A 16521-nucleotide genomic window follows, 5' to 3' on the forward strand; every position below is an offset into this window, starting at 1 on the left:
TACACGGCGATACATTTCGCGATAGGGTGTGGCACGGTCCGCGTGAGGGCAGAACCCGCAATGGGCCGATCTTTTCCTGACACGACCGGATTTTTCCTGTGAGGGGTCGCCCCGTTCCGATCTGCGACCGCCGCGCCGTGCTGTTCGGCTTCGGCGCCGCCATCGCGGCGGCGCCCGCGCGCGGGCAGGGCGCAGTGGTGGTCGCCTCGAAGAGCGACACCGAGGGCACGCTCACCGGCAGCATGATCGCCCTGTGCCTGGAGGATCTCGGCATCCCGGTGCAGCGCCGCCTCGGCCTCGGGCCGACGCTGATCGTGCGCTCGGCCCTGATGTCGGGCGATGTCGACCTTTATCCCGAATACACCGGCAACGGCGCCTTCTTCACCGGCACCGAGGGCGATCCGGCCTGGAAGCGGGCCGACGACGCCTACGCCGCGATCGCGGCGGCGGATCGGGCCAAGGGCCTCGTCTGGCTCGGGCGGGCGCCGGCCAACAACACCTGGCTGATCGCGGTGCGCGGCAGCCTCGCCCGGCGCGAAGGGCTCGCCACCATGGCGGATTTCGCCGGGGCCGTGCGGCGCGGTTTGATCCTGCTCGCGGCCTCGACCGAGTTCGTCGAGAGCCCGGCGGCCCTGCCGTCCTTCGAGGCGGCCTACGGGTTCTCGCTGCCGATGAACCGCATCATCAGCCTGCCCGGCGGCGACACGGCGGTGACCGCGCGAGCGGCGGCGCAGGGCATCAGCGGCGTCAACGCCGGCATGGTCTACGGCACCGACGGGGCGCTCGACGCCCTCGACCTGACCGTGATGAGCGATCCGAAGGGCGCGCAGATCGTCTACGAGGTCGCCCCGGTGATCCGCGCCGACACCCTGGCGCGCCACCCGCGCATCCGCGAGAAGCTCGATCCGGTGTTCGCGCGCCTCGATGCCCATACGCTCCGCCGGCTCAACGCCCGCATCACCGTCGAGGGCCAGGTCGCCGAGACGGTGGCACGGACGTTCCTGCGCGACGCCGGCTTCATCGCTTGACGCCCGCAACGGAGGATCGACGCGGGGGCATCGGCCCGCCGCTGTTCGCCGCCGCCTTCCTCGGTGCGGTCTACGGCCTGCCGCTGCTGCGCATCGCGAAGAACCGCCTCGTCGTCGGCGAGCCTGTCTACGCGCTGGACGGCCTCGGGGCCCTGCCCGGATTCGGGCCGGAGATCGAGGCGGTGGCCGGGCTCGTGCTGGGCGCGGTGCTGCTCGCCCGGATCGGGCGGACGCGGATCGGCGTCGGCGCCGCCACCGTGCTCCTCGCCCTGGCCCTCGGGCTGCTGATGCTGGCGCTGGGCAGCACGGCCGGGGACCTTCTCGCCGGCGAGCCGCCGGCCGCCCGCGCCGGCCTCGCCTCCGGTGCCTGGACGGCGCTGCTGCTGCTCGCGGGCGGGCTCGCCCACCTCGCCCGCCGCATGGCCGTCCCCGGGCTCGAGGGCGCGCTCGCGGCCGCGTTCCTGGGCTTCGTCGCGCTGGCCGGCTCGACCGGGACGCTTGGGAGCCTGTCGCTCGCCGTCGAGTTCGCGGCGCGCAAGGACGTGGTCGGCGAAGCCTTGGTGCGGCATCTGCTGCTTTCGGGAAGCGCGGTGCTGCTGGCAGTCGGCGGTTCCGTGCTGCTCTCGCTGTGGCGACGCGGGCAGGGCCTCGTCGAGGTGCTGGTCGGCGGCATCCAAGTGGTGCCGGCCGTGGCCCTGCTCGGCGCGCTGGTCGCCGTCGCCTCGGGCCTGCTGCAGGCGGTCCCGGCGCTCCGCGAGGCCGGCCTCGGCGCGCTCGGGCCGGTGCCGGCGGTGATCGGCATCGCCGCCTATCTGCTGCTCCCGCTGTGGCGCGGCCTCGCTCTAGCGCTCGCAGCGCCGGACCCGGCGACCCTCGACGCGGCCGAGGCCCTCGGCCTGCCCCCACGAACGATCCTGTTCCAGGTGCGGCTGCCGATCGGCGCCGGCATCCTGCTTGGGGCGCTGCGCGTCGCCTGCGTCCAGGGGATCGGGCTCGCGACCCTCGGGGCGCTGGTCGGGGCCGGCGGCCTCGGCGGCATCGTCTTCGACGGCATGGCGCAGTTCGCCCCGGACCTGATCCTGCTCGGCGCGATCCCGATCGTCGCGCTCTCGCTCGTCGTCGAGCGGACCTTGAGCCTCGCCGAGGATCGCTGGCGCGGGACGCCGGCATGACCCGGCTGCGTGCCCTGCACCCGGCCCTCGGAGCCGTCGCCGCCGGCCTCGTGCTCGCGTGCTTCAGTCATCCGACCGTCGCCGCGGCGATCGTCTCGGCGCTCGGCGAGACGCCGCGGCGGGCGCTGCCGCTCAACCATCTCGGTGCGCTCGCCCTGCACCACCTGATCCTCGCCGGGACCGGCCTCGTCCTCGTCGCGATCACGGGAATCGGCCTCGGGATCCTCGCGACCCGCCCCGGCGCGGCCTCGGTCCGGGGCGGGATCGATACGCTGGCCGCCGCGGCGCAGGCGGTGCCGCCGGTGGTCGTGGTGGCGCTCGCCCTGCCGGTGCTCGGCTTCGGCGGCCCGCCGACCCTGCTGGCCCTGGTGCTCTACGGCATCATGCCGACGCTCCGCGGCACGGTCGGCGCCCTGGAGGCGGTGCCGGCGGAGACGCGCGAGGCCGCCAAAGCGCTTGGGCTCACCGCCCGTCAGACCCTGACGCGGATCGAGCTGCCGCTGGCCGCGCCCGCCATCGTCGAGACCTTGCGCACGGCCCTCGTCCTCGCCGTGGCGACCGCCGCGGTCGGCGCGCTGGCCGGCGCCGCGACGCTCGGCACGCCGATCGTCGCCGGCCTCCAGAACCAGAACACCGTGCCGATGCTCCAGGGCGCCGCCGCGACGGCGGCGCTCGCCTTCCTGTGCGACGCGCTGATGGTCGCGGCGGCAGGCCTGCTTCGCCGCTGATCGCCTCCTCGACGACGAAGCGCGAATCCAATAGGCCTGAATAGGAAAATACTCTACGTGAGGTACGCGACGTCCACCGGCTTCGTCGCACGCGAAGTCGGCTTCGGTCTTTTGGGAGGGCGTGTGCGGATCACCTACGGTACGCATGCCCTCGGCAATTTGGTGGATCGAGCACTGGAGCGCGTGTGGATCGAACGCACCGTGGCAGAGCCGGAAGAGACCGAGACGGACCCGAAGCACCCGGAACGAAGACGGGCCTATCGCTCAGTGCCGGAGCGCGACGGCAGGATGCTGCGCGTGGTATACGTGCCGACCGAAGATGGCGTGCACATCGTGACCGCATTCTTCGATCGCAGCCGGAGGCGCTCACGTGAAGTCGCGGTATGACGCTAAGACCGATGCGCTCTATGTGCGCTTCGCGGATACCCCCGTCGTCGAAAGCGAGGAAGTCCGTCCCGGCCTAGTCCTCGATTTCGATGCCGCCGGTCGGATCGTGGCGGTCGAAATCCTCGATGCATCGGAGCACCTGTCCACCGGTGCGGACCTCCGGCACCTGACGGCGGCCTGATCGCGGGAGCATTTCCAAGCGAGGTGGAAGCCCGCTCGCCGGAAGGACATGAGGCCGACCGACGGTTCGGAGCCGGTCGCCTCGACGACATGCGAGCGCCCGCTCTATTCGTCCTTGAACGACACCTTCGCCCCGCGGGCGACGTGGGCGGCGAGGTCGCGGGCGTTCCAGTTGGTCAGCCGGATGCAGCCGTGCGACTCGGTCTTGCCGACCTTCTCCGGCTCCGGGGTGCCGTGGATGCCGTAGGAGGGAATCGCGAGGTCGATCCAGACGAGGCCGACCGGGTTGTTCGGGCCGGGGCGGATCGAGAACTTCTTGCGGCTCTTCACGCCCTTGAAGCGGTACTTCGGATCGTAGGTGTAGAACGGGTCGAAGGCGACGCCCTTCACCTTGGTCTCGCCGCTCGGCGCGGGCTTCTCCTCGCTGCCGATCGAGGCCGGATAGTAGGCCAGAAGCTTGCCGTCCTTGCCGAAGGCGCGCACGTCGCGGCTGCCCTTGTCGACCTCGACGCGGTCGACCTTCGGGTCCTGCGGCAGGTCCTTGGCCTTGGGCTTGTCGAGGCCCATCGGCGCGACGCCCGCGACCAGGATCACCGTTCCGGCCTTGTCGAGGGGCTTGTCCGGGTTGAGCTGGCTCAGCAGGTCGCGGCTCATGTGGAAGCGCTCGGCCAGCATCTCGCGCGGGTTGGTGTAGCTCATCGCCTTCAGGTCGGCCTGGGCCTCCATCTTCGGCGGGATCGTCTCGACATAGGGGCCGGCCGCATCCGCCTCGGTGATGGTGTAGTCGGCGACCACCGGATCGCCGCCGGTGGCGGCGAGCTTGTCGAAGACGTCCTTCGTCAGCGTCTTCGTCGCGGGCAGGCCCTGCGCCACGGCGTAGGCCGAGAGCGCGCCCTGGAGGTTCTCGCCGTCGCGCCCGTCGATGGCGCCGGGGAAGAACCGCGCCCGGTCGAGCAGCACCTGGACCTTGATCGTCAGCGGATCGGGCCGGTCGTTCGCCTTCGCGGCCCCCGACGACTTCGCCTCGATCTTCTTCGCATCCGTCTTCGCATCCTGGGCCGGCTCGGCGAAGGTCGCGTCCCGGATCGCCTGCGCGCTCGGCGCCACGGGCTCGTTCTTGCCCGACGCCTTGGCCGGCTCCTTGTCCGATGCGGCAAGACCCTGGCCCGCGAGGCAGGCCAGGACGACGGCCGCGAGGCCGGTCCGCATCGTCGATCCGCACGTCATGGTCGAGGCTCCCGGAGCCGATTCGCTCCACGCGATCAAGTGTCGGCGAAGCGTGAGCGTTCCCCGCCAAACGGCACGGCGGCATCAGGTTTCCGCGACCGCCCTCACTGGCACAGGCGGTGCCCGGCGTTGCGCTCGCGCTCGTCGAGATGGAGATGGTTGGCGTGCGCGGCGTTCGAGCCGGGGCCGAGCACCGTGCGGAAGAACCCGCAGGCCCGCGCCCGCACCGCATCGAGGAAGCGCCCCTCGGCCGAGCCCTCCGGCATCGCCCCGACCGCGATCGGCGGACGGCCGGCGAAGGTGAAGCTCATCACATCGACGCCGTTGGCGAAGGCGTGCTCGCTGAGCTTGGCCTCGACGTCGTGGTTCTGCCCGCGGCACTCGTAGGAGGTGCCGATCGCGATCCCGGTCAGCGGCTGCTTCAGCTCGCGCTCGGCCGCGACCTGCGCCTCGGTCGCCCAGCGCGCCAGCGCCTCGGCGGCCGCACAGGTCAGCGTCGCCGATTGCGGAAGCGCGACGTCGGGCAGCCCCGTCACCTTCAGCGGCAGCGGCGTGCCGCACTGCCCGTTGACGATCGCCGGCAGCGGCTCGAACGCCGCGCCGAGGCGCTTCAGCCTGACCCGGCAGGCGGTGTCGTCCGGCGCCGCGACCTTGAGGCCGAGCGCCGCCTCGCCCGACAGCTCGGCCGGGCGCTCCGGGGGGAGCGGCGGCGGCACCGGCATCTCGCCGGGCTTGTCGGCGGCCTTGTCGCCGGGCTTGGCCTCCGCCGGGACCGGCGGTGCGCCGGAGGACGCGTTCGGGACGAGGTCGGGCGGGCGTTCCGGCGGCCTCGGTGCGGGCGGTGCGACGGCAGCCGGATCGGCGGGCGGCGCGGCGGGCTTCGTCTCGGGCGTCGCGGGCGGTGTCGCCGGCGCCGTCAGCGCGGCGGGGCGCTCCGGCGGGCGCGGCGGGTCGGTCATCGTCGCGCCCGGCGCCGTCGCGGGCTTCAGCTCGGCGGGCCGCTCGGGCGGCAGGGGCGGCGGCACGGGGACGGTCGCCTCGGGCGGATGCGGCTTCGACTCCTGTGCCCTCGCGTCCCGTCCCGCCGTCGTGGCAAGCAGGGCCGTGCCGGCGAGCGCGAACGCCGCGAACCGTCGAGACCGACCTGACGCCATGACTTATCCACCCCATCCGGCCGTCACCCGCGACACGATCCTGTGCGAGGGACGGCCCGTCACGATCGAGCGGTTCGCGCCGCGCGGCAAGGACGCGCCGGCCACGGCGACCGTCATTCTGCTGCACGATGCGGAAGGACCGGGCCCGGACCGTCCGGTCCGCGCCGAAGCCGCAGCTTTGGCGGAAGCCGGCTTCGCGGTGCTGCTGCCGCACTATCTCGAGCGGACCGGCGAGGCGCGGGTCGGGTTCTCCGGGATCAGCCGGCATTTCGGCGCATGGCGGGATGCCCTCGAGATCGTGCGCGCGCAGGTCCCCGGCCCGGTGGCGCTGGTCGGCCGCTCGCTCGGAGGCGCCCTCGCGCTGGCGCTCGCCGCGCGGGCGCCCGAGGCGATCGCGGCGCTGGTGCTGCGCTCGGCCTTCCTGCCGCCGGAACTCGGCAGCGGCCCGAGCGCCGGCCCCCTCGCACTGCCGCCGGTGCTGGCGCTGCACGGCGCCCGCGACGCCCTGGTCGGTCGGCGTCACCCCGAGGACCTGCACCGGCGGATGGCCGAGGCGGGCGGAAGCTGCCGCGTCCACCTCTACGAAGACCAGGGCCACGCTTTCGATCCGCGAACCGACGCCGACGCGGTGGCACGCGGTATCGCCTTCCTGAAGCGTGGGTTCGGGCCTATCTGAAGCGGGAGCGCGTCGAATCGCCGGCCGTCGACGGCCCAGGCCGGAACGCCGCCGGCCAGGGCACGGCGCGCGACATCGGGACCTTTCAGATGACGACAGCGCAAAACCCCGGGCTCGCCGACCTTCCGGCCGACAACCCCTTCTCCGAGACGGCCTGGGGCACGCCGGCCGAGCTTCCGCCGTTCGAGCGCATCCGCCCCGAGCACTACCTGCCGGCCTTCGAGGCGGCTTTGTCGTCCCACAAGGCCGAGATCGCGGCGATCGCCGGCGAGACCGCGGCGCCCACCTTCGCCAACACCGTCGCGGCGATGGAGCGGGCGGGCCTGGCCCTCGATCGGGTCGCCGGCGTGTTCTACAACCTCACCGGCAGCCACACGAACCCCGAGCTTCAGGCGATCGAGCGGACGATCGGCCCGAAGCTGTCGCGCCACGGCAGCGCGATCTACCTCAACCCCGACCTGTGGGCGCGCATCTCGGCGGTCGACGCCGACGCCGAAGGCCTGGGCGGCGAGGAGCGCCGGGTTCTGTCCCGCTACCGCACCCGCTTCCGCCGCTCCGGCGCCGACCTCGGGCCCGAGGACAAGCTGCGCGTCGCCGAGATCGCGGCGCGAATGTCGGAACTCGGAACCCAGTTCAGCCAGAACCTGCTCGCCGACGAGAGCAGCTTCCTGCTGCCCCTCGACGCGGCGGAGGACCGCGCCGGCCTGCCCGACTTCCTGATCGCCTCGGCGGCCGACGCCGCCAAGGAGCGCGGGGGCGCGCACAGCCACGCCATCACCCTGTCGCGCTCGCTGATCGAGCCGTTCCTGGTGTGCTCGACCCGGCGCGACCTGCGCGAGCGCGCCTACGAGGCCTGGATCCGCCGCGGCGAGGGCGGCGGGGCCACCGACAACCGCGGCATCATCCGCGAGATCGTCAGCTTGCGCGCCGAGCGGGCCAGGCTCCTCGGCTTCGACAGCTTCGCCCACTTCAAGCTCGACGACACCATGGCCGCGACCCCGGACGCGGCGATGGGCCTGCTGCGCGAGGTCTGGACCCCGGCCCGCAGGCAGGCCGGGGCCGAGCGCGACCGGCTCCAGGCGATCGTCCAGGCCGAGGGCGGCAACTTCGCCCTCCAGGCCCATGACTGGCGACACTACGCCGAGAAGCTGCGGCGCGCCGAGCACGATCTCGACGAGAGCGAGATCAAGGCCTACCTGCCGCTCGATTCAGTGATCGCCGCTTCGTTCGACACGGCCTCCCGCCTGTTCGGCCTGCGCTTCACCGAGCTCAAGGACGTTCCGCGCTACCACCCGGACGTGCGCGCCTGGCGCGTCGCGAACGCCGACGGCTCCGAGGTCGGCACCTTCCTCGGCGATTACTTCGCACGGCCGTCGAAGCGCAGCGGCGCCTGGATGAGCGCCTTCCGCTCGCAGGAACGGCTCACCGGCGACGTGAAGCCGATCATCGTCAACGTGATGAATTTCGCGAAGGCGCCCGCCGGCGAGGCGGCCCTGCTGTCCTTCGACGACGCCCGGACCCTCTTCCACGAGTTCGGCCACGCCCTGCACGGCCTCCTCTCCGACGTGACCTACCCGCTGCTCGCCGGCACCGCCGTGTCGGGCGACTTCGTCGAGCTGCCGTCGCAGCTCTACGAGCACTGGCTGGAGCAGCCGGAGGTGCTGCGGACCCATGCCCGCCACCACCGCACCGGCGAGCCGATGCCGGAGGCGCTGCTGACGAAGCTGCTCGCCGCCCGCACCTTCAACCAGGGCTTCGCCACCGTCGAGTACACCGCGTCGGCGATCGTCGACATGACGCTGCACCTCTCGGCCGAGGGCGAGAACGGGCTCGACGTGGGGGCCTTCGAAGCCGACGCGCTCGAGCGCATCGCGATGCCGGCCGAGATCAACATACGCCACCGCACGCCGCACTTCGCCCACATCTTCTCGGGCGACGGCTATGCGGCCGGCTACTACAGCTATCTCTGGTCCGAGGTGCTGGATGCGGACGCCTTCGACGCCTTCCGCGAGGCCGGCGACATCTTCGATCCGGCGACCGCCGCGCGCCTGCGCACCTACGTCTACGGCGCCGGCAACCTGCGCGACCCGCGCGAGGCCTACACCGCCTTCCGCGGGCGCCTGCCGAGCACCGAGCCGCTGCTGCGCAAGCGCGGGCTGGCAGCCTGACGGGGAAGGCCCGCGCCGCCTCGGCACGCGCGGCGCGGTAACCCTTCGGTAAACAAACGTCCTTAACCAAAGCTTTCGACAGAGATGCCGGACGCGGAGGCGAGGGCCATGACGACGATCATCGATTCGGCCGTGGAGAAATCGGCCGCCTCGCCGGAGGCCCTGCTGAAGGCCGCGGTCTCCGGCGCGAAGCCCGCCGAGAGCAAGGCGGCGGCGCCCGTGCCGACGGCTGCCAAGGCCGTCCGTCGCTTCGATGCGGTGACGATGGGGCTGGCGGGCGTCGCACTCGCGGTCGGCACGGTGCTCGGCGCCGGCACCGCGATCCTGGCGACGCCCCGGCCTCAGGGGACGGCGGTCGTCCTGGCCGAGATCAACGCGGCGCTCGAGGCCAACCGCTCGGAGGCGTCGCGCCTCGCCATCGCTTCCGATCGCCTCGACAAGTCGGTCGCGGCCCTCAAGGACGCTGCGGACGCCGCGCGCAGCGAGGCGAAGGCCCGCAGCGCCGCGCTGACCGAGAAGGTCGGCAAGACCGAATCCGCCCTGGTGGCGAAGATCGCCGCCCTCGGCGAGCGGATCGAGCAGGCGGAGAAGGAGCAGGGCGCCCGCCTCGCGGCGGGGGCGGCCCAAGCCGAGAAGCGCACCGTCGCGTCCGCCGCGCCGCCGGCTCCGGTCGCGAAGCCCGAGCCGGTTCAGACCGGGAGCATCCCGGACGCCAAGCCGAAGCCGGCGGTGATCGAGTCCTGGGCCGTCCGCGACGTGTACGACGGCACCGCAATGCTGGAGGATCGCCGCCGCCGCCTGGTGGAGGTCGCGATCGGCGACGCGATTCCGGGAGTCGGGCGGGTCGAAGCCGTCGAGCGGCGCGGGCGGGAATGGGTCGTGGTGACGCGTCAGGGCCTCGTCACGCCGCAGCCCTGGTAGGACGCGGCGCGCAACGCCGTCAGGTCGAGGCGATCGGCGTCTGGGTCAGCACGCCGGCGCCGACCGGGTAGCGCGGCTCGATCGTCATCGGGTCCGCCATGGCGGCGGCGCGCTGGCGGCCATGGGTGAGGGCGCGAGTCTGGGCGATGCGCGTCGGGTGCAGGATCGCCGCGAGCAAGGCTTGGCCTTCGAACTGGGTCCCGAGGTTTTTGGCGTCGAAGACGGGCATGACCGGCCTTGCAGAGACAGCGGAGCGTCGGCACCGGCGGCCGAGGAAACCTCGGCCGTACGTGAGTAACGGGGACAACCTGAACAAGTTCCGAAAGTTTCGAGAACGGAACTATTTTTTCATCGTTGCATTGCAGCGCCCCGGCCATGGTGTGAAATCGCACGCCGACTTCGCCTTTCGGCAGATGTCCAGACTACGCATCCGGCGCGACGTGGCTTCGCAAGTCGTCGGCAGCCCCGCGAAATGCACCCTGCGGATGCACGGCTAATTGCGTCTCTCGGAAACGTCAGCGGGTGTCCTCGCGCAGGAGCTCGGTGTTGACCGCGAAGGCCGCCATGGCGCCCTCGGCGGCGGCGACGATCGCGAACTGCACCCGGCGCGAGGCGTCGCCGGCCACGTAGAGCCCCGGTACGTCGGTTTTCTCGTAATCGCGCGTCGGCACCACGCCGGCCTCGTTCAGGGCGCAGCCCAGCTGCCGGATGAGCTGCGACGGCAGGCATCCCATCGGCATCAGGAACACCGCGCGGCAGGGCAGGGCGCTGCCGTCCGCGAAGGCGAGATGCGTCGGCCCCGCCTCGTCGCCGTCCAGGCGGGCGATCGGCGCCTCGACCAGCCGCACACCGTTTCGGGTGAGGCGCGCCCGATCGTCCTCGGAGAGGTCGGTCGGATGGCCGTCGGTGCAGAGCGTGACGTCGCCGCTCCAGGCCGTCAGCTCCAGGGCGAACCCCTTCGCGACGGGGCCGTGGGCGTAGGCCGCGATCGGCCGGTCGCGTGCCTCGTAGCCGTCGCAATACGGGCAGGAATGGACGCCGGTGCCCCAGTAGCGCGCGAAGCCCTGGATCGCGGGCAGGTCCTGGTGCAGGCCGGTGGCGAGGATCAGCCGGCGGGCGGTCTCCCGGGTGCCGTCTGCGAGCGTGATCGCGAAACCGCCGTCGATCGCGCGCGCTTCCACGACCTCGGCCTCGCGCAGCGCGACGGTGTCGTAGCGCTCGAGGTCGGCGCGGGCGAGGGCGCGAAGCTCGGCCGGCGGCGTGCCGTCCCGGGTGTAGACGCCCCAGGTCAGGCGGGCCGCGGCGTTGCGCGGGGTGCCGTGGTCGAGGAGCAGGACGGTGCGCCGGCAGCGCCCGAGGATGAGCGCCGCGTTGAGCCCCGCCGGGCCGCCGCCCACGATGATCACGTCGTGCATGATGACGCCGCGCCCGAGGCGCGCCTCCGGTTGCCCCTCTTGGGCTCAAGCCGGATCCGTGCCGAACGTTTCTCGGATGCGGACACGAAAAAGGGCGCCGCGGCGCCCTTCGTCGTCGTCCGTCCGCGAAGGCCGGCTCAGGCGGCGGCGGACTTCACCGGGACGCCCTTCTCGGCGAGGAAGGTCTGCAGCTCGCCCGACTGGAACATCTCGCGGGTGATGTCGCAGCCGCCGACGAACTCGCCCTTCACGTAGATCTGCGGGATGGTCGGCCAATTGGAATAGGCCTTGATGCCGTCGCGGATGCCGGCGTCGGCCAGCACGTTCACGCCCTTGAACGGCACTTCGAGGTAGTTGAGGATCTGAACGACCTGCCCCGAGAAGCCGCATTGCGGCATGGTGGGCGTGCCCTTCATGAACACGACCACGTCCTGGGACTTGATCTCGTTCTCGATCGTTGCGTTGACGTCGCTCATGGGTTCCGATCCTCGTTCGTTTCAGCAGATCTAGTGATGGTCGGCAGGCATTTCCAATGCCGAGGCCAACCGCTCCAGCGCCCAATCCATATCGAAGCTCTTCGCCACGATCTCGTCCGGATCGAAAGGCATCGTCGCCGGCAACCCAGGGACGAGGCTGTCGCCGTACATCTCGAGCGACACGGCGGCGTTCGCCTTCGCGGTGGTCCAGAGGTCTTCCCAGTCGATCCTCTGTCGCATGGAGCGCTTGTAGTTCCGGCGTGCCGTCGCCTGGTAGGCGACCACCTCGACCCGCCAGGATCGGGTCGATTGCGCGGACGGAGCCGAAAGGTACTTCGGGACATGGACGAGGACGATGGCACTCTCGACGCCCTGCGTCTGAGACCGTCCCAAGCCCTCGACCTCCTCGGCGATGTTCTCCCAAGCGCGCGCATTCGAGAGGTCGGGCCGAGCCGCCAGGACGCGCAGGCTCGCCGCCTGCTGCTCGGACCAGGTCACGATGTCGTCGTCGCAGAGGCTCGGCTGGTCCATCGGCACCACCGTGGAACGGAGGCCTAATCCTGCGGGACGCCCGTCGTCAGCGCAAGGGCGTGGAGCACGCCCCCCATCCGCCCCTGGAGCGCGCCGTAGACCATCTGGTGCTGGGCGACGCGGGTCTTGCCCTTGAACGCCGCCGACAGCACCGTGGCGGCGTAGTGGTCGCCGTCGCCGGCGAGATCCTTGATCTCCACCTTGGCGTCGGGCAGGGCCTCGACGATCATCCGCTCGATCTCGCGCGCGTCCATCGGCATCGGTCGGTTCCTCGGGTCGGGGGTGTCAGGCGGCTGCCAGAAGGCTCGCCATGTAGGCCGGCAGCCAGCCTTCGTGGGCGTCGCGGATCTCGGCGACCGATATGGTCTGCCCGCCCGGCAGGGTCAAACCGTCGCCCTCGACCACGCCGACCACCGACGCGTCGATGCCCTGCGCCGAGGCGGCGTAGAGGATGTCGGTCGCGGCCTCGGCCGGCACGGCGACGAGGTAGCGCGCCTGGTCCTCGCCGAAGAGGTAGGCGTGCGCCGGCATGCCCTCCGGCGCCTCGGGCAGCGTCGCGCCGAAGCTGCCCGCCATCGCCATCTCGGCCAACGCCACCGCGAGGCCGCCGTCGGAGAGGTCGTGCACGGTGTCGACCTGGCCCGAGGCGATGAGCCCGCGGACGAAGTCGCCGTTGCGGCGCTCGAGCGACAGGTCGACGGGCGGCGGCGCCCCCTCCTCGCGGCCCTCGATCACCGACAGGTAGATCGACTGCCCGAGCCACCCCTCGGCGGCGCCCACCAGCACCAGCACATCGCCCTCGCGCTTCAGGGCGATGGTGGCGTGGCGCGCGACGTCGTCGAGCACGCCGACGCCGCCGATGGTCGGCGTGGGCAGGATGCCGACGCCGTTGGTCTCGTTGTAGAGCGAGACGTTGCCGGACACGACGGGGAAGTCCAGCGCCTTGCAGGCCTCGCCGATGCCCTGGAGGCAGCCGACGAGCTGGCCCATCACCTCGGGCTTCTCGGGGTTGCCGAAGTTCAGGTTGTCGGTGATCGCCAGCGGCCGCCCGCCGACGGCGGTGATGTTGCGCCACGCCTCGGCCACCGCCTGCCGGCCGCCCTCGACCGGGTCGGCCTCGCAATAGCGCGGCGTCACGTCGGCGGTGAGCGCCAGCCCGCGGGGACCGTCCTCGACGCGGACGATCGCGGCGTCGCCGCCGGGCTTCTGCACGGTGTTGCCGCCGATGAAGTGGTCGTACTGCTCGTAGACCCAGCGCTTCGAGCACAGCTCGGGCGAGCCGACGAGCCGCTTCAGCGCCTCGGTCAGGGAGGCCGGCGCCGCGACGTCCGCGGCCTGGATCTCGGGCAGGTGCGTGTTGGCGATGTGCGGCCGGTCGTAGAGCGGCGCCTCGTCGCCGAGCTCCTTGATCGGCAGGTCGGCGACGACGTCGCCGTGCCACTTCACCACGAAGCGCAGGGTGTCGGTGGTCTTGCCGATCACCGCGAAGTCGAGGCCCCACTTCACGAAGATTGCCTCGGCCTCGGCCTCCATGCCGGGCTTCAGAACCATGAGCATGCGCTCCTGGCTCTCCGACAGCATCATCTCGTAAGGGGTCATGCCGGCCTCGCGGGCGGGCACCTTCTCGATGTCGAGCTCGACGCCCAGATCCCCCTTGGCGCCCATCTCGACGGCCGAGCAGGTCAGGCCGGCAGCCCCCATGTCCTGGATCGCGATGACCGCGCCCGACCGCATCAGCTCGAGGCAGGCCTCGAGCAGGAGCTTCTCGGCGAAGGGGTCGCCGACCTGCACGGTCGGGCGCTTCGACTCGGTCTCGGCGTCGAACTCGGCCGACGCCATGGTGGCGCCGTGGATGCCGTCGCGCCCGGTCTTCGAGCCGAGGTAGACGATCGGGTTCCCGACGCCCGAGGCCGCCGCGTAGAAGATCGCGTCGGCCTTGGCGAGGCCGACCGCCATGGCGTTGACCAGGATGTTGCCGTCGTAGCGCGGGTGGAAGCCGACCGCGCCGCCGACCGTCGGCACCCCGAAGGAGTTGCCGTAGCCGCCGATGCCGGCGACCACGCCCGAGACGAGGTGGCGCGTGCGGGGGTGGTCGGGCGAGCCGAAGCGCAGGGCGTTCAGGGCCGCGATCGGGCGCGCCCCCATGGTGAAGACGTCGCGCAGGATGCCGCCGACGCCGGTCGCCGCGCCCTGGTAGGGCTCGATGAAGCTCGGGTGGTTGTGGCTTTCCATCTTGAAGACGCAGGCGAGGCCGTCGCCGATGTCGATGACGCCGGCGTTCTCGCCCGGCCCCTGAATCACCCACGGCCCCGTCGTCGGCAATCCGCGCAGGTGCTTGCGCGACGACTTGTACGAGCAGTGCTCGTTCCACATCGCCGAGACGATGCCGAGCTCGGTCAGCGTCGGATCGCGCCCGATCAACCCACGGAACCGTTGGTACTCGTCCGGCGTCAGGCCGTGCTGGCGGACGAGCTCGGGCGTGATCGGGACATCGTTGCGGAACATGCGGCGGTCTCGACGAAAATCCGGTCCCGATCGGAGATGGCGCCGTCGGCAAGGTCGGCGCCGGCTCGGGAGTCGCCACGGCTCTAGAGGGTAAGCGCCCGCCCTGGCAACATTCGATCACACATCCGCCCGGCCCGTCCCGGGGTCGGAGCGCTCAGGCGCGGACCGGGACGGCCGTCGCGCCGCCTTCGGACGGGCTCGCCGGCCGCGCCCCGCACCGGCGGTCGATCGCCGCGTGCACCGGCTCCGGCCCGGAGACCAGGGCGATGTAGTCGAACCCGTCCGTGTCCAGGCTCGACATCAAGAGCTGGAAGTGCATCTGGAACAGGTTGAAGCGTCGGCCTCGGATGAGACGATGCTCGATCAGGTCCTCCAGCCGGACGTAGCGCGTGGCCGGGCGCCCGCGGTCGGGCGAAGGAACGTCGGAGGCGGTCAGCGGATCGCGCAAGTGGATCGACAGCCAGTCCCAGGGCGCGCGCACGTCGAGCCAGCGGATCTGGTCGGCGGCGGCGAAGCGCGCGAGCGCCGCCCGGAACTTCACCGCGGGGCGGTCGAGGGCGATCCAGGGGATCACGCTGCCCAGCGTCACGAACGAGACCGGCGTGCCGCGGGTGCCGAAGGCGGGATCGGCCGAGAGGATCCGGTCGAGCACCTCGACCCCGAGGAAGCTCGACGAGGAATGGCCGATCACCACGACTTCGTCGGCGGTGCCCTCGGCGGCGGCGATGCGCGCGGCCATGGCGTCGAGGCGCTCGGGCATCCGTGCTTCGCGGCCGGCGGCGTGGTCGTGGGTGAAGGCGGTGTCGTCGACGAGGTGGGCGCAGTAGAACGGCTTGCCGCGGGTGATCGCCATGATCCCGGCCAGGATCGCGTAGGCCGCGACCGGTACCGCGAGCCACGACCACGGCCGCCAGTCGGCCGGCAGCGCCAGCGGCGGCAGCGCGGCGAGCCCGAGGCTCAACGCCACGAACACCAGGAACAGGTACTGGACGCCGAAGATCACCATGGCGAAGCTGCGCCCCTCGCGGCGCAGGCGCCGTTCGTAGCCCGAGCGCCTGAGCCGCCACAGCAGGGCCGGCACCGTGAGGAGGCGCCGCCAGTTGGGGCGCGGGAAGCGCGCACGCACGATGTCGTCCCAGCGCAGCAGGCCGTAGCGCGTGCGGGTGCCCCCCGATTCGAGGGTCCAGTCGAGGCTGAGGCGGTCGGCGCTGCGCGACGGGTCGCTCACCGCGATGTCGAGCCCGCGGCGCGCGGCCGTCAGCCGGCTCTCGCGACGGAAGAGGCCCCAGTAGGTCTCGGGCTGGCGCGGATCGAAGCCGGGCAGGTAGAAGACCTGGCGCGTGACCACCTCTTGCGGATCGGCGGTGGGCGTGTCGCTGAATCGGGTGATGACGGAGCGTTCCGGCGCTGTTGCTGTCGAAGGATGCCGGCTCCCTACACGACGGCACGCCCCGGAGACGAGCGAAAAGACGCCGGCGTTATGATCCGCTGAGAAACTCGGGGGGCACCGCAAAGGGTGGCTTTCGGCCTGTCCGCTTCCGGGCGACGGATCGATCGAGGCGGACATCGCCACCCCGCCCGCTCACGGTTGAGAGCGGAGAAGGCCGAGCCGCAGCGCGCGGGCGGCAGATTGTCCGCCGCCCCGCCTGCCTTGGCGTCCATCCCAGACTGTACAAAAGTCGAATGGCACCCAAGCGGTCATACGTATCCGATGGGGGTTGGCCGGACCGAGGAAGTTGACCGGGCTTGGGTCGGTCCGCGAAAGCCGCTGCTTCAACCGCAAACACCCGGCAGTGGGCCACGGCGATGCCGTAGGACGCCTTCTCGCGGTCAAGGTTCGCTTCCCGCGCGGAATTGCGTTTGCTCGACCACCACGGATGGCTGCGTCGGAGGAGCGCCCACGACTCTCCGCACGTCTGGCGTGGGTCGCGAGAAGCTTGTCGAGCGAGCCTA

17 protein-coding genes are annotated in these 16521 nt (G+C 71.7%); 8 read left to right on the top strand and 9 right to left on the bottom strand.

What is annotated here, in order from left to right; translation table 11 throughout:
• Positions 1–98: 98 nt before the first annotated feature.
• Genes ACFZ8E_RS09895 through ACFZ8E_RS09915 form a run of 5 tightly spaced genes read left to right on the top strand, consistent with a single transcriptional unit; the run spans position 99 to position 3496 of the window.
• Positions 99–1028: a glycine betaine ABC transporter substrate-binding protein gene (locus ACFZ8E_RS09895; RefSeq protein WP_405042700.1), complete on the top strand. Its 930-nt coding sequence runs from the start codon at positions 99–101 to the stop codon at positions 1026–1028.
• Entirely contained in the window at positions 1025–2200 is a 1176-nt protein-coding gene (locus ACFZ8E_RS09900) for an ABC transporter permease (protein ID WP_243949491.1), read from the top strand. Before ACFZ8E_RS09895 ends, ACFZ8E_RS09900 begins: the two co-directional genes overlap by 4 nt.
• A gap of 5 nt (positions 2201–2205) precedes the next feature.
• The gene (locus tag ACFZ8E_RS09905; RefSeq protein ID WP_405044363.1) at positions 2206–2928 is read left to right on the top strand and encodes an ABC transporter permease subunit; all 723 of its coding nucleotides are present in this window, start codon (positions 2206–2208) and stop codon (positions 2926–2928) included.
• A 57-nt stretch (positions 2929–2985) separates the two neighbouring features.
• Positions 2986–3315 (top strand): DUF4258 domain-containing protein, encoded by a 330-nt coding sequence (locus ACFZ8E_RS09910; RefSeq protein ID WP_246694926.1) that lies wholly within the window; start codon positions 2986–2988, stop codon positions 3313–3315.
• Positions 3299–3496 carry a DUF2283 domain-containing protein gene (locus ACFZ8E_RS09915; RefSeq protein WP_405042701.1) on the top strand — a complete coding sequence of 66 codons (198 nt, stop codon included), beginning with the start codon at positions 3299–3301 and terminating at the stop codon, positions 3494–3496. The genes ACFZ8E_RS09910 and ACFZ8E_RS09915 overlap by 17 nt, the downstream gene beginning before the upstream one ends.
• A gap of 104 nt (positions 3497–3600) precedes the next feature.
• On the opposite strand, the gene ACFZ8E_RS09920 is transcribed toward ACFZ8E_RS09915, so the two are convergent.
• Together ACFZ8E_RS09920 and ACFZ8E_RS09925 are read right to left on the bottom strand one after the other, a co-directional pair.
• Entirely contained in the window at positions 3601–4704 is a 1104-nt protein-coding gene (locus ACFZ8E_RS09920; RefSeq protein WP_405042702.1) for a L,D-transpeptidase family protein, read from the bottom strand.
• Between the two features lie 122 nt (positions 4705–4826).
• The gene (locus ACFZ8E_RS09925) at positions 4827–5876 is read right to left on the bottom strand and encodes an extensin family protein (RefSeq protein ID WP_405042703.1); all 1050 of its coding nucleotides are present in this window, start codon (positions 5874–5876) and stop codon (positions 4827–4829) included.
• Here ACFZ8E_RS09925 and ACFZ8E_RS09930 point away from each other — a divergent pair.
• From ACFZ8E_RS09930 to ACFZ8E_RS09940, 3 genes are all read left to right on the top strand, one after another.
• Complete coding sequence (locus ACFZ8E_RS09930; protein WP_243945876.1) at positions 5875–6552, top strand: alpha/beta fold hydrolase; 678 nt, start codon at positions 5875–5877, stop codon at positions 6550–6552. The two genes, ACFZ8E_RS09925 and ACFZ8E_RS09930, sit on opposite strands and share 2 nt — an antisense overlap.
• An 89-nt stretch (positions 6553–6641) precedes the next feature.
• The gene (locus tag ACFZ8E_RS09935) at positions 6642–8720 is read left to right on the top strand and encodes a M3 family metallopeptidase (protein WP_405042704.1); all 2079 of its coding nucleotides are present in this window, start codon (positions 6642–6644) and stop codon (positions 8718–8720) included.
• Between the two features lie 108 nt (positions 8721–8828).
• Positions 8829–9641 (top strand): hypothetical protein, encoded by an 813-nt coding sequence (locus tag ACFZ8E_RS09940; protein ID WP_405042705.1) that lies wholly within the window; start codon positions 8829–8831, stop codon positions 9639–9641.
• Positions 9642–9660: 19 nt separating this feature from the next.
• Here ACFZ8E_RS09940 and ACFZ8E_RS09945 read toward each other — a convergent pair whose 3' ends face one another.
• From ACFZ8E_RS09945 to ACFZ8E_RS09975, 7 genes are all read right to left on the bottom strand, one after another.
• Positions 9661–9870 (bottom strand): hypothetical protein, encoded by a 210-nt coding sequence (locus ACFZ8E_RS09945; protein WP_405042706.1) that lies wholly within the window; start codon positions 9868–9870, stop codon positions 9661–9663.
• Positions 9871–10156: 286 nt separating this feature from the next.
• On the bottom strand, positions 10157–11056 hold the full coding sequence (locus tag ACFZ8E_RS09950) for an NAD(P)/FAD-dependent oxidoreductase (RefSeq protein WP_405042707.1): 900 nt from the start codon (positions 11054–11056) through the stop codon (positions 10157–10159).
• Positions 11057–11193: 137 nt separating this feature from the next.
• Positions 11194–11532: a Grx4 family monothiol glutaredoxin gene (gene grxD / locus ACFZ8E_RS09955; RefSeq protein WP_147727610.1), complete on the bottom strand. Its 339-nt coding sequence runs from the start codon at positions 11530–11532 to the stop codon at positions 11194–11196.
• A gap of 30 nt (positions 11533–11562) precedes the next feature.
• Positions 11563–12063 (bottom strand): DUF29 family protein, encoded by a 501-nt coding sequence (locus ACFZ8E_RS09960; protein ID WP_405042708.1) that lies wholly within the window; start codon positions 12061–12063, stop codon positions 11563–11565.
• Between the two features lie 23 nt (positions 12064–12086).
• On the bottom strand, positions 12087–12323 hold the full coding sequence (locus ACFZ8E_RS09965) for a BolA/IbaG family iron-sulfur metabolism protein (RefSeq protein WP_147727612.1): 237 nt from the start codon (positions 12321–12323) through the stop codon (positions 12087–12089).
• Positions 12324–12348: 25 nt separating this feature from the next.
• Positions 12349–14568, bottom strand: coding sequence for a phosphoribosylformylglycinamidine synthase subunit PurL (gene purL / locus ACFZ8E_RS09970; RefSeq protein WP_405042709.1), 2220 nt, complete (start codon positions 14566–14568; stop codon positions 12349–12351).
• A gap of 154 nt (positions 14569–14722) precedes the next feature.
• Positions 14723–15916 carry a hydrolase gene (locus ACFZ8E_RS09975; protein WP_243945872.1) on the bottom strand — a complete coding sequence of 398 codons (1194 nt, stop codon included), beginning with the start codon at positions 15914–15916 and terminating at the stop codon, positions 14723–14725.
• Between the last annotated feature and the right edge of the window lie 605 nt (positions 15917–16521).

Origin of the sequence: Methylobacterium sp. HMF5984 (genome assembly GCF_045033435.1) — a bacterium.
GTDB lineage: Bacteria > Pseudomonadota > Alphaproteobacteria > Rhizobiales > Beijerinckiaceae > Methylobacterium.